This is a genomic window from Streptomyces sp. XH2, from assembly GCF_049725035.1.
Lineage (GTDB): Bacteria > Actinomycetota > Actinomycetes > Streptomycetales > Streptomycetaceae > Streptomyces > Streptomyces roseoverticillatus.
This window is the reverse complement of the sequence record NZ_JBMMMZ010000003.1, coordinates 482,700-493,632: the sequence shown is the minus strand read 5'-3', so window position 1 is coordinate 493,632 and position 10,933 is coordinate 482,700. Positions and strand designations below refer to the sequence as shown.

Annotated in this window: 11 protein-coding genes; 3 read left to right on the top strand and 8 right to left on the bottom strand. The window is 71.0% G+C overall.

Features of this window, described 5'->3' with window-relative positions; genetic code table 11:
- Positions 1 to 73: 73 nt before the first annotated feature.
- Positions 74 to 808 carry a M23 family metallopeptidase gene (locus ACOTKD_RS09315; RefSeq protein ID WP_424888367.1) on the bottom strand — a complete coding sequence of 245 codons (735 nt, stop codon included), beginning with the start codon at positions 806 to 808 and terminating at the stop codon, positions 74 to 76.
- Positions 809 to 1,157: 349 nt separating this feature from the next.
- Here ACOTKD_RS09315 and ACOTKD_RS09310 point away from each other — a divergent pair, with 349 nt between their 5' ends.
- Together ACOTKD_RS09310 and ACOTKD_RS09305 are read left to right on the top strand one after the other, a co-directional pair.
- A complete protein-coding gene (locus tag ACOTKD_RS09310; protein ID WP_424888366.1) occupies positions 1,158 to 1,496 on the top strand; it encodes a trypco2 family protein in 339 nt (112 codons plus the stop codon).
- Positions 1,497 to 1,498: 2 nt separating this feature from the next.
- On the top strand, positions 1,499 to 3,817 hold the full coding sequence (locus ACOTKD_RS09305) for an NACHT domain-containing protein (RefSeq protein ID WP_424888365.1): 2,319 nt from the start codon (positions 1,499 to 1,501) through the stop codon (positions 3,815 to 3,817).
- Between the two features lie 79 nt (positions 3,818 to 3,896).
- Here the strand turns inward: ACOTKD_RS09305 and ACOTKD_RS09300 are convergent, their stop codons facing one another.
- Positions 3,897 to 6,422, bottom strand: a complete 2,526-nt coding sequence (locus tag ACOTKD_RS09300) for an ATP-dependent Clp protease ATP-binding subunit (RefSeq protein WP_106681218.1) — start codon at positions 6,420 to 6,422, stop codon at positions 3,897 to 3,899.
- 499 nt (positions 6,423 to 6,921) lie between these two features.
- On the opposite strand from ACOTKD_RS09300, the gene ACOTKD_RS09295 reads away from it, so the two are divergent.
- On the top strand, positions 6,922 to 7,551 hold the full coding sequence (locus ACOTKD_RS09295; RefSeq protein ID WP_424888364.1) for an SCO3374 family protein: 630 nt from the start codon (positions 6,922 to 6,924) through the stop codon (positions 7,549 to 7,551).
- On the opposite strand, the gene ACOTKD_RS09290 is transcribed toward ACOTKD_RS09295, so the two are convergent.
- From ACOTKD_RS09290 to ACOTKD_RS09265, 6 genes are all read right to left on the bottom strand, one after another.
- On the bottom strand, positions 7,482 to 7,823 hold the full coding sequence (locus ACOTKD_RS09290) for a histone-like nucleoid-structuring protein Lsr2 (RefSeq protein WP_030367404.1): 342 nt from the start codon (positions 7,821 to 7,823) through the stop codon (positions 7,482 to 7,484). The genes ACOTKD_RS09295 and ACOTKD_RS09290 overlap by 70 nt on opposite strands.
- A 160-nt stretch (positions 7,824 to 7,983) precedes the next feature.
- Positions 7,984 to 8,502 (bottom strand): amino-acid N-acetyltransferase, encoded by a 519-nt coding sequence (locus tag ACOTKD_RS09285; RefSeq protein ID WP_424888363.1) that lies wholly within the window; start codon positions 8,500 to 8,502, stop codon positions 7,984 to 7,986.
- Positions 8,503 to 8,511: 9 nt separating this feature from the next.
- On the bottom strand, positions 8,512 to 8,907 hold the full coding sequence (locus ACOTKD_RS09280; RefSeq protein ID WP_366090154.1) for a BlaI/MecI/CopY family transcriptional regulator: 396 nt from the start codon (positions 8,905 to 8,907) through the stop codon (positions 8,512 to 8,514).
- 140 nt (positions 8,908 to 9,047) lie between these two features.
- Positions 9,048 to 9,227 carry a hypothetical protein gene (locus tag ACOTKD_RS09275; RefSeq protein WP_030367401.1) on the bottom strand — a complete coding sequence of 60 codons (180 nt, stop codon included), beginning with the start codon at positions 9,225 to 9,227 and terminating at the stop codon, positions 9,048 to 9,050.
- An 84-nt stretch (positions 9,228 to 9,311) separates the two neighbouring features.
- Entirely contained in the window at positions 9,312 to 10,028 is a 717-nt protein-coding gene (locus tag ACOTKD_RS09270) for a hypothetical protein (RefSeq protein WP_424888362.1), read from the bottom strand.
- Between the two features lie 162 nt (positions 10,029 to 10,190).
- Positions 10,191 to 10,838, bottom strand: a complete 648-nt coding sequence (locus ACOTKD_RS09265) for a hypothetical protein (protein ID WP_424888361.1) — start codon at positions 10,836 to 10,838, stop codon at positions 10,191 to 10,193.
- Between the last annotated feature and the right edge of the window lie 95 nt (positions 10,839 to 10,933).

Genomic DNA, 10,933 nt, shown 5'->3' with positions numbered 1-10,933 from the left:
GGTGCACCGCGTGTCGCGGTGCACCGGCTCGGGGCGGATCCGATTGACCGGGCGGATCAATTGACCGGGCGGATCAGAGGTTCTCGCCGTGGGCCTTCAGGAAGGCGACCGGCTCGATGGCGGTGCCGTAGTCCGGGGTGGTGCGGATCTCGAAGTGCAGGTGCGGGCCGGAGGAGTTGCCGGTGGAGCCCGACAGGCCGATGACCTGGCCGGTCGTGACGGTCTGGCCGACCGAGACCTTGATCTGCGAGAGGTGGGCGTACTGCGAGTACGTGCCGTCGGCGTGCTTGATCACGATGGCGTTGCCGTACGCGGGGCCGTCGCCGCCGCCGTTCGGGCCGGCCTTGACGACGGTGCCGCCGTGGACGGACATGACCTGCGTGCCGGTGCCGACGACGAGGTCCTGGCCGCTGTGCTTGGCGGCCCACATCTTGCCGGCCTTACCGAACGGCTGGCCGATCTGGTAGCCGGCGACCGGGGCGACCCAGGCGTCGGCGCGCTTGCGCGAGGCCTCGGCCTGCTTGCGGGCGTCCTCGGCACGCTTGTCGGCGTCCCGCTTGGCCTGCTCGGCGGCCTTCTTCTCCTTCTCCGCCACCTTCAGCTGCGTCTCGGCCTGCTTGTTCAGCGCGTCCTGCAGCGTCGCGACGGACGCGAACGCGGGGAACCCGCTGACCGAGGCGGTGGTGTCGGCTGCGAGCGCGACCCCGGCACCCAGCGCGACCGAGGCTCCCAGACCGGCCGCCACGACGGCGGCGCGGGTACGGAGAACGGTCTTGCTCGGGTTACGGAAAGCGGTGCGCTTCGACATACGGATAAACCTCCAGGCATAAACAGGTCCCGGCTGCGGACCGGGATCGCCCTACCTTGGTAACCCGTATTCGCCGGGCTGCCAAGGACGGCCGCTACTAATGAATGCCGTAGCGGAGGGAGGGAAATCGCACCCCTTCCGAGCAGGGATTCCGCCTGGTTTTCGGCGGTTATCGGGCAAGGCTCTTCTACTGTTTCCCTTAGTACGTGACCCACGCCCTATGGCGGGTGTCACCGCCGAAGGACATTCGGCCCGTCCGGTTCCGGGACCAAAGGCCCGGCCGCGGCGGTACGCTCCCCGTCAGCGGCCGCACACGGAGCGTGCGGCCCACAGGGGCTGGGGGCGGACGATGAGCAGCGGGTTCGAGGAGATCGAGCTGGCGGATGCCGTACAGGCGGTCCGGGAGGGCCTGACCTCGGCGGCGGCCCGGGGCGCGGGCCAGGACCTGGCCTTCGAGGTGGGCGAGATCGCCATGGAGTTCACCGTCGAGATCCGCAAGGACCTCAAGGGCTCGGGCGGCGTGAAGGCCTGGGTGGTCAGCGCGGACGCGGAGGCGTCCCGCGGCTCGACCCGTACGCACAAGGTCGCCTTCACCCTGACCCCGAAGGACACGCGCACGGGCGGCAGCTGGCGCGTGGGCAACCAGCGGCCGGGCGGGGTGTCGCGGTTCGGGCCCTCCGGGGAGTAGCGGTGGGCGGGGCGAGAGCGCCGCTGCCGTCCGTGGAGGACCGGCTGGTGGCGGTGGTGGGCCCGCGGCAGGGCAGCGGGGTGCTGCTGACGCCGCACCTGACCCTGACGAGCGCGCATCTGTTTGACGAGCACAGGGCCGCCGCGGTCATCGGACCGGGCGGCGAGGCCGTTCTCAGCGAGGTCGTGTGGTCGGGCGACCCGGACACGTACGACGTGGCGCTCCTCGCGGCCAAGAGGCCGGTACTGCCCCTCACACACGTGCCGCCGCTGAGGTGGGGCAGGTGCGCCGGCTGGCAGCCGATGCCGCGCTGCCAGGTGCTGGGGTTCCCACAGGCGCAGCGGTACCTGGTCGACAGGCTGGAGGCCGCACAGGTCCCGGGGACCCTCATGCCCCTGGCCGGGCGGATGCGCGGCCGGTACGTGCTGCACATGGACCACCACCCGCCCGCGCCCGTCCCGGACGGCTCGCCCTGGGCGGGCCTGTCGGGCGGGCCGGTGTTCGCGGGCCCGCTGCTGATCGGCATCGCGAGCGGCGATCCGATGGGGTGGCAGCACGCCTCCATCGAGTCGGTGCCGCTGTCCGCGGTGATCGACGACGCCGGTTTCCGGAAGGCCCTGCTGGAGCACTGGCCCGACGCCCCGGCATTCGAGGAGGTCACCTCCGCCTACCCCGAGGACCTGATCTACGAGCCCGCGTACGCGAAGGCCGTCAAGGCCGCCTACAGCCGGCTGGAGATCTTCGGCCTGGACGAGCTCGGCCCGGGCGACTGGGATCTGGACACGGCCTACTTCAGCCTGGAGGCGCAGTCGCCGCGCCCGTCCGATCCGGAGCCGCAGGACGTCCCGGAGCCGCCGGGGGACCCGGATCCGCAGGGGGCGGTCCTGAAGCCGCAGGGGGCGGTCCTGGAGCCGCCGGGGAGCCCGGAGCCGCGGCGCATAGAGGACCTCCTCGGCTCCCGGCCGCGTACGGTCCTCCGGGGCGAGGCCGGCGCGGGAAAGACGACGCTCGTGTGGTGGCTCGCCTCCCACGCCGTGTGCCGCACGCTGCCCGAGCAGTTGGCCGAGCTCGACGGGCTCGTCCCGTTCGTGGTCCCGATGCGCAGCCTGGCCGCCCGCGGCATCACCTCCCCCACCCCGTCCCAGCTCCCCAAGATCGCGCGGCTCCCGGTGGACCGGCCGCCCGACGGCTGGGCCGGACGCGTCCTGGAGGCGGGGCGCGGCCTGCTGCTGGTCGACGGGATGGACGAGATCCCGCAGGCTGACCGCGAGCTGGCCCGCACATGGCTCGCCGGGCTCCTGCGGATGTATCCGCGGACGCGCTGCCTGGTCACCGTGCGCCCGCTGGCCGTCGGCAGCGACTGGCTGGATCAGGAGGGGTTCGAAGAGCTGCGGCTGCTTCCCATGGGCGACGAGGACATCCGGTCGTTCGCCGCCGCGTGGCACCGGGCCGCACGGCTGGAATGCGACAGATATGCCGACGAGCACTGGGCGAAACGGCAGCGCGACCGGCTCGACAAACTCGAACCCGAGCTCCGCCATGAATTCGAACGCAATTCCGTATTGCGCGATCTGGCCCGGACCCCGCTGCTCTGCGCGGTCATCTGTGCCCTGCACCGGCAGTGGAACGGTCTCCTTCCGAAGACCCGCTGGGACCTCTACAGCGCCGCGCTGAACCTGATGCTGGCGCGGCGCGACGCGCACCGCCGCATTCTCAAGCCGGAGGGCATCGAACTCACGGCGGACGAGAGCCGGCAACTGCTGCAGAGAATCGCCGTCTGGCTGGTCCGGAACGGCCGCGCCGAGCTCAGCCGGGAGCAGGCCGTCCGCCAGCTCGACCTGGCGCTGCGCGGGCTTCGCCGCGTAAGGGCCCAGGGCGCGACGCCCGTCGTGCTGACGTATCTGCTCAATCGCAGCGGCCTGCTCCAGGAGCAGGCCCCGGATTCGATCCAGTTCATCCACCGCACCTTCCAGGACTATCTGGCGGCGAAGGAGCTCCAGGAGAGCGACTGCCTGGACGAATTGCTGCTCCATGCGGCCGAGGAGCAGTGGCAGGACGTCCTGCGGCTGGCCGTCGGCCATTGCGGGCGCAGCGAGGAACGGCGTCTCATCGCCGGTCTGACGGCGGCGGCGGACGCGGCCCCGGACCGGGAGACGGAGTGGCCCTTGCGGGCGCTGGCGGCCCACTGCGCGCTCAATGCGAAGTACATCGAGGACGACCAGTACCGGCAGGTGTGGGCGGGCCTGGAAAGGCTGCTGCCGGCCCGCGACCAAAGGGAGGCGCACTTCCTCGGCCAGGATGTGGTGACGGCCATTCCCTGAAAACGCGGGCCGGCCCCGGAACCGTTACGGTTCCGGGGCCGGCCCGCTGTCGCGGAATGAGCGGAGGAGCGCGGAACGCTTACGCGTCCTTGGACAGGTTCGGACCCGCCCCGCCCGCGGCCTGCTCGATCGGCGGAGTGTCCGGCAGGGCCGACTTCTCCTCGCCGCGGAAGGTGAACTTCTTCTCCTCGCCCTCGCCGTCCGTGCCGACGACCACGATGTGGCCGGGGCGCAGCTCGCCGAAGAGGATCTTCTCGGAGAGGATGTCCTCGATCTCGCGCTGGATGGTGCGGCGCAGCGGACGGGCGCCCAGGATCGGGTCGTAGCCCTTCTTGGCCAGCAGCTGCTTGGCGTCCGCGCTGAGCTCGATGCCCATGTCGCGGTCCTTCAGCCGCTCGTCCACCTTGGCGATCATCAGGTCGACGATCTGGATGATGTCTTCCTGGGAGAGCTGGTGGAAGACCACCGTGTCGTCGACACGGTTGAGGAACTCGGGCCGGAAGTGCTGCTTGAGCTCTTCGTTGACCTTGGCCTTCATGCGCTCGTAGCCGGTCTTGACGTCGCCCTGGGCGGCGAAGCCCAGGTTGAAGCCCTTGGAGATGTCCCGGGTGCCGAGGTTGGTCGTCATGATGATGACGGTGTTCTTGAAGTCCACGACCCGGCCCTGGGAGTCGGTCAGGCGACCGTCCTCCAGGATCTGCAGGAGCGAGTTGAAGATGTCCGGGTGGGCCTTCTCGACCTCGTCGAACAGGACGACCGAGAACGGCTTGCGGCGGACCTTCTCCGTCAGCTGGCCGCCCTCCTCGTAGCCCACGTAGCCGGGGGGCGAGCCGAAGAGGCGCGAGACGGTGTGCTTCTCGCTGAACTCCGACATGTCGAGGGAGATCAGGGCGTCCTCGTCGCCGAAGAGGAACTCGGCGAGCGTCTTGGACAGCTCGGTCTTACCGACACCGGAGGGGCCGGCGAAGATGAACGATCCACCGGGGCGCTTGGGGTCCTTGAGGCCCGCACGGGTGCGCCGGATGGCCTGGGAGAGCGCCTTGATGGCGTCCTTCTGGCCGATGACGCGCTTGTGCAGCTCGTCCTCCATGCGCAGCAGGCGGGAGGACTCCTCCTCCGTCAGCTTGAAGACCGGGATGCCGGTGGCCGTGGCGAGGACCTCGGCGATCAGCTCGCCGTCGACCTCGGCGACGACGTCCATGTCGCCGGCCTTCCACTCCTTCTCGCGCTTGGCCTTCGCGGCGAGGAGCTGCTTCTCCTTGTCGCGCAGGGAGGCGGCCTTCTCGAAGTCCTGCGAGTCGATCGCGGACTCCTTCTCCCGGCGCACGTCGGCGATCTTCTCGTCGAACTCGCGGAGGTCCGGCGGCGCGGTCATCCGGCGGATGCGCATCCGGGAGCCGGCCTCGTCGATCAGGTCGATCGCCTTGTCCGGCAGGAAGCGGTCGGAGATGTAGCGGTCGGCGAGCGTGGCGGCCTGGACCAGCGCCTCGTCCGTGATGGAGACGCGGTGGTGGGCCTCGTAGCGGTCGCGCAGACCCTTGAGGATCTCGATGGTGTGCGGCAGCGACGGCTCGGCGACCTGGATGGGCTGGAAGCGGCGCTCGAGGGCGGCGTCCTTCTCCAGGTGCTTGCGGTACTCGTCGAGCGTGGTGGCACCGATGGTCTGCAGCTCGCCGCGGGCCAGCATCGGCTTGAGGATGCTGGCGGCGTCGATCGCGCCCTCGGCGGCGCCCGCACCCACCAGGGTGTGGAGCTCGTCGATGAACAGGATGATGTCGCCGCGGGTGCGGATCTCCTTGAGGACCTTCTTCAGGCGCTCCTCGAAGTCACCGCGGTAGCGGGAGCCGGCGACCAGGGCGCCGAGGTCCAGGGTGTAGAGGTGCTTGTCCTTGAGGGTCTCGGGCACCTCGCCCTTGACGATGGCCTGGGCCAGGCCCTCGACGACGGCGGTCTTGCCGACGCCGGGCTCGCCGATGAGGACCGGGTTGTTCTTGGTGCGGCGGGACAGCACCTGCATGACCCGCTCGATCTCCTTCTCGCGCCCGATGACCGGGTCGAGCTTGGACTCACGGGCGGCCTGCGTCAGGTTGCGGCCGAACTGGTCCAGGACGAGCGAGGTCGAGGGGGTGCCCTCGGCCGGGCCGCCGGCCGTGGCGGCTTCCTTGCCCTGGTAGCCCGAGAGCAGCTGGATGACCTGCTGACGGACCCGGTTGAGATCGGCGCCCAGCTTCACGAGGACCTGGGCGGCGACGCCCTCGCCCTCGCGGATCAGGCCGAGCAGGATGTGCTCGGTGCCGATGTAGTTGTGGCCGAGCTGAAGGGCCTCGCGGAGCGAGAGCTCCAGGACCTTCTTCGCACGGGGGGTGAAGGGGATGTGCCCGGACGGGGCCTGCTGGCCCTGGCCGATGATCTCCTCCACCTGCTGGCGGACCGCCTCGAGCGAAATCCCGAGGCTCTCCAGGGCCTTAGCGGCGACACCCTCACCCTCGTGGATCAGGCCCAGGAGGATGTGCTCGGTGCCGATGTAGTTGTGGTTGAGCATCCGGGCTTCTTCCTGAGCCAGGACGACAACCCGCCGCGCACGGTCGGTGAACCTCTCGAACATCGTTAATCGCTCCTCAGAGCGGTCAGGCAAGTAGGGGTCGGTCCCCTCCCTGTCCTTCCGCATGCTAGTCCCGCGGGACGGGACAGCTCATTCCAACTGCCGACATCCGTCCGGATCACCCCGCGTCGGCGGGGAAACCTGCTGCCGAACAGCCGACATCTCCTCCAACCCGATGGTGGGAGACGATGTTCCCGCAGGCCAGGCATATACGCTCGCCGCCACTACGCCGACGGCGAACGCGCGCCCGGCCCGACACGCCCGCCCATCGCCCGCCGCCACCCTCGGTGACGTGCTCCGCGCGGTGTCGCACCGCCTCTTCCCATGGGGAACCTCTTACCCGCAAGGATTGACAATCCATGCGGCGCGGGCACCGTCCATCCGCTACGGGCGAACACCCTCGCGCCGCCCGAAGCGCCTGTGCGCCCCCCACTCCTTATACGGAGTGTGCCCAACTACCAACCCAGAGTAACCTCTTGGGTGTTTCGCAGTTGCACCACATATGACCGATGTCCACCCGCGCCCCGGGAATCCCGCAGGTCCATGGTGCCAGGCGCGGCGGTGGTACGAGCGCGCGCTCGGCTGGCCGACCTCCGGCGAGGCGCCCCTGGAGCTGCTGACCGGGGTCCGCTTCGACGCCCTGGGCCTGCCGCTGGACGCGGGTGCCGCGGTGCTGGGCCGCCCGGTGCGCACCGGCCCGGTCGTGCTCGACGCCCGGGCCCGGAGGCTGTGGTTCCTGCTCGCCGCGGGCAGCGCCGACGAGCTGCCGGAGCTGCTCGACTGGCTGGAGTGGGGCACGGTCGCCCTGGACCTGGCCGTCCTGGGGCCGGGCGGGCGGATCGCCGCACCCGTGCCCACCGGGCCGGAGCGGGCCGTGTGGGTACGGCCTCCCCGGCCGGGAAACCGCGGGGGCGGGATCGAGCCGCCGCTGCCGGTGACCGGCCTCGGGGGCGGAGGGGACGCCCCCGATCTCGCACGGCTGGTGGGCGCGGCGGCCACGGAGGCCCACCGGGCCCGGCTGCTGCGCGCCCGGAGGGCACGCCGCCGTCCGCCGGGGGAAGGTCAGCCGTTGGCCTTCTCGTACGCCTCGCGGATGTCGGCGGGCACACGACCGCGGTCGTTGACGTTGTAGCCGTTCTTCTTGGCCCAAGCGCGGATCTTCGCGGTGTCCGGGCTGCCGCCCGAGACCGCGGCCGTGCGGGTCTTGCCGCGGCCGCCGGCGGCACGGCCGCCGGTGCGGCGGGCGGACTTCACGTAGTCCGCGAGCGCCTGGCGGAGCTTGTCGGCGTTGGCCGTGGTGAGGTCGATCTCGTACGTCTTCCCGTCCAGGGCGAACGTCACGGTCTCGTCGGCCTCGCCACCGTCGAGGTCATCGACAAGAAGGACCTGAACCTTCTGCGCCACGGGGAATCCTTTCAGTGGAAAATGGGATTACGGAGGAATAGCAAACCGCCTTTCCCGGAAAAACACAAACCCCCCGGGAAGGTTCAGCCCGCCTTCCGCGTGGGAAGCATCCCTTCCGGAGCCATGTGATAGGGGCGCGATTCGGACATAGGGACCGCGATCACAGATGCAGAAGCATCCGGCTGTTGCCAAGGGTGTTCGGCTTCACCCGTTCGAGACCCAGGAACTCGGCGACGCCCTCGTCATAGGAACGCAGCAGCTCGCTGTAGACATCACCGTCCACGGGTGTCTCACCGATCTCCACGAAGCCGTGCTTCGCGAAGAAGTCGACTTCGAAGGTGAGGCAGAAAATGCGCCGCACGCCGAGCCAGCGCGCCGTCTGCAGCAGCTTGTCCAGTACGGCGTGCCCGATCCCGCCGCCCTTGACGCCCGGGTCCACCGCGAGAGTGCGGACCTCCGCGAGGTCTTCCCACATCACGTGCAGGGCCCCGCAGCCGACGACGGCGCCGTCCTCGTCCCGCTCGGCCACCCAGAACTCCTGGATGTCCTCGTAAAGAGTGACGGTGGCTTTGTCGAGGAGGATGCCGTCACGAACGTACGTGTTGATGAGGCGGCGCAGCGCCGCCACATCGCTGGTCCGGGCACGGCGGACGGTGACGACTTTTGATAGCGCGGGCATGCCCGGACGCTATCGTCCCGGGGCGCCGGAGCCGTCGCCGGGCCCGTCGAGTTGCACGACCCGGATCGCGTCCCGCAGGGCTTCGCGTTGTTCGGCCGACATCATGCCGAAGAAGGCGACGAGAGCGGCCGCGGGGTTGTCGCTCACGGACCACGCTTCGTTCATCAGTGCGGCCGAGTAGGCGGCCCGGTTGGAGACCGCCTCATATCGATAGGCCCGGCCTTCCGCTTCCCGGCGCAGCCAGCCCTTCTGATACAGGTTGTCCATTACGGTCATGACCGTCGTGTAGGCGATGGACCGTTCCTGTTGAAGGTCTTCCAGCACTTCTCGAACAGTGACCGGCCGGTTCCAGTCCCACACGCGCGTCATGACGGCGTCTTCCAGATCACCCAGGCGTCTGACCACACGCGAATAATAGTGGGAGATGTCTGGAATGACGCTTTATCCGAGCTGCAAAGGGGCAGCAAAAAGGGCGCACGGCGGGAATTGTGGTCCCTTGCCGTACGCCCCGTGAGCACCGGCGCCGCCCGGCGGGCGCGCCCGCGTCAGGCCGGGCTGCCCTTGCCGGTCTGCTGCGCGGCCTCGGCCCGGGCGAGCGCGGCGTCGACCGCGGCGTCCTCCTTGGCCTTGTTCGCGCCACCCTGGCTCTTGATGATCGTCACGACCAGGGCGGTGAAGGCGATCGCCATCACGACGGGCGGCACCAGTGCGGCGACATAGTCCATGGCCGTCGGCTCCTTCTGGATCTGGATCGGGATTGCACGGTTTGTCAGCGGCCCGTCCAGATTACGCGCGCCCCGGGCCGCTTTTCAGGCGGGTCTGGCGTGCGGCGCCTCCGCGCCCGGGGGCGGAGCGGGCTTGCGGCGGGGCGGGAAGACCTCGCCGGGGGTGGGGATGGGCCGGCCCGGGCTCGGCGCGGACGGCTTGCCGGGCTCGCCGCCGGGCTTTCCCGCCGGTTTCTCGGCCGGCTTCTGCCCCGGCTTCTGCCCGGGCCGCGACGCGGAGGCCCCGGCGGGCGGGCGGCCGCCGGGCAGGGCGAGCAGCGGGGTGCGGCGCAGCCGGATGCGCGCGGCGGGCACCGCGCAGGCCGTGCGGTCGGCGGCGCCGGCCCGCCCGGAGGCGAGCTCGCAGCGGCGCAGCAGGGCCCGGTAGGCGGCGCCGGAGGACCCGGCGGAGGGGGCGGCGCTCAGGGCGCGGAGCGCGTCGAGGTCCTCCGCGCGCGGCCGGTAGCCGGCCGCGAGGGCGTCCTGGAGGCGTTCGGCGTAGCCGGAGGCGGCGCCGGGGAGAGCGGCGCGGTAGCGGGCGAGGTCGGCGCGGAGGAAGGCGCGCAGCCGTCCGCTCTCCAGGACCGCCTCGTCCACGGCCTCGGCGAGGCGGAAGCAGTCGCGCACCTCCGCGGCGCGCTCGGGGCCGGGGCGCCCGGGGACGGCATGGGGATGGAGGGCGATGGCGAGGGCTCGGCGCAGCACGCGCAGTTCGTCCGCGCTGAACGCCATGCCGCCGCGGGATCCGTATGGCGTGGGCATGCGCCGACTTTAAGTGCTAAACGGACAATTTTCGCCTAGCGCCACCTTTACGGCGTGGCATCGTCAGATATCTGCCCGCCGCGACGGCGGGACGCCACCGCGGCGAGGGTCCGGCGGAATACGCGACCACCGCAGCCGGCGCGTCGCTGCGAGCCCGCGGGGCTACCGCTTGCGGCGGCTCACGCCGAAGGCGATCGCGCCCGCCGAGACCGCCGTGCCGGACGTCGTGGCGAGCAGGAGCGTGCTGTTCGTGGCCGGTGAGGCGGGCCGCGGCAGCTCGGGCGTGCGGTCCACCACCTCGACGCGGATCGGCGCCGTGTCGTTGGCGGGGTCGGGGTCAGGGTCGGTGGACGGCTCCCCGTCGCGGGCGAGGATCCGGACGAGGCCCTCGGCCCCGTCGACCTTCTCGTCGATGCGGACCCGGAAGCTGAGCGTGTCCCGCTCGCCGGCGGAGAAGTTCTCCCCGATGGAGCAGATGTACGAGCCCGGCGCCGCACCCGGGCTCACCGCCGCCACGCACGGCTGCCGGGCGCCGCTGTGCGGGGCCGCGACGATGGCCGTGCCCGGCGGCGGCGTCACCTCGTACGTGCCCGCGCCGTGCCCGTGCCGCCCGCCGGCCGGGCCGGGGCCGCCGTTCCTGACCCCGAGCTCGACCTCGACGGTCTCGCCGACCCGGCCCACGACCGGATGGGCGATGGCCTGGTAGTCGGCGCGGGGGGCCTGGCCGGCCTGTGCCGGGGCGGCGCACAGCCCCAGCCCGGCCGCCAGTGCCGCGGCGGGGACCGCCGCCCACCGCATTGTCCGCTTCATTCCCATACGCCTCACGCCCGTCGGATGCAGGATCAGGTTCCGCAGCTGACAGGACAGTTGAAAGGGACGGTTGGTTGCGTGCGGGCCCGGACCGC

Bases quoted from the DNA above. Each gene is read 5' to 3' on its own strand.
- ACOTKD_RS09315 (WP_424888367.1), bottom strand. From the start codon at position 808: ATGTCGAAGCGCACCGCTTTCCGTAACCCGAGCAAGACCGTTCTCCGT.
- ACOTKD_RS09310 (WP_424888366.1), top strand. From the start codon at position 1,158: ATGAGCAGCGGGTTCGAGGAGATCGAGCTGGCGGATGCCGTACAGGCG.
- ACOTKD_RS09300 (WP_106681218.1), bottom strand. From the start codon at position 6,422: ATGTTCGAGAGGTTCACCGACCGTGCGCGGCGGGTTGTCGTCCTGGCT.
- ACOTKD_RS09295 (WP_424888364.1), top strand. From the start codon at position 6,922: ATGACCGATGTCCACCCGCGCCCCGGGAATCCCGCAGGTCCATGGTGC.
- ACOTKD_RS09285 (WP_424888363.1), bottom strand. From the start codon at position 8,502: ATGCCCGCGCTATCAAAAGTCGTCACCGTCCGCCGTGCCCGGACCAGC.
- ACOTKD_RS09275 (WP_030367401.1), bottom strand. From the start codon at position 9,227: ATGGACTATGTCGCCGCACTGGTGCCGCCCGTCGTGATGGCGATCGCC.
- ACOTKD_RS09270 (WP_424888362.1), bottom strand. From the start codon at position 10,028: ATGCCCACGCCATACGGATCCCGCGGCGGCATGGCGTTCAGCGCGGAC.
- ACOTKD_RS09265 (WP_424888361.1), bottom strand. From the start codon at position 10,838: ATGAAGCGGACAATGCGGTGGGCGGCGGTCCCCGCCGCGGCACTGGCG.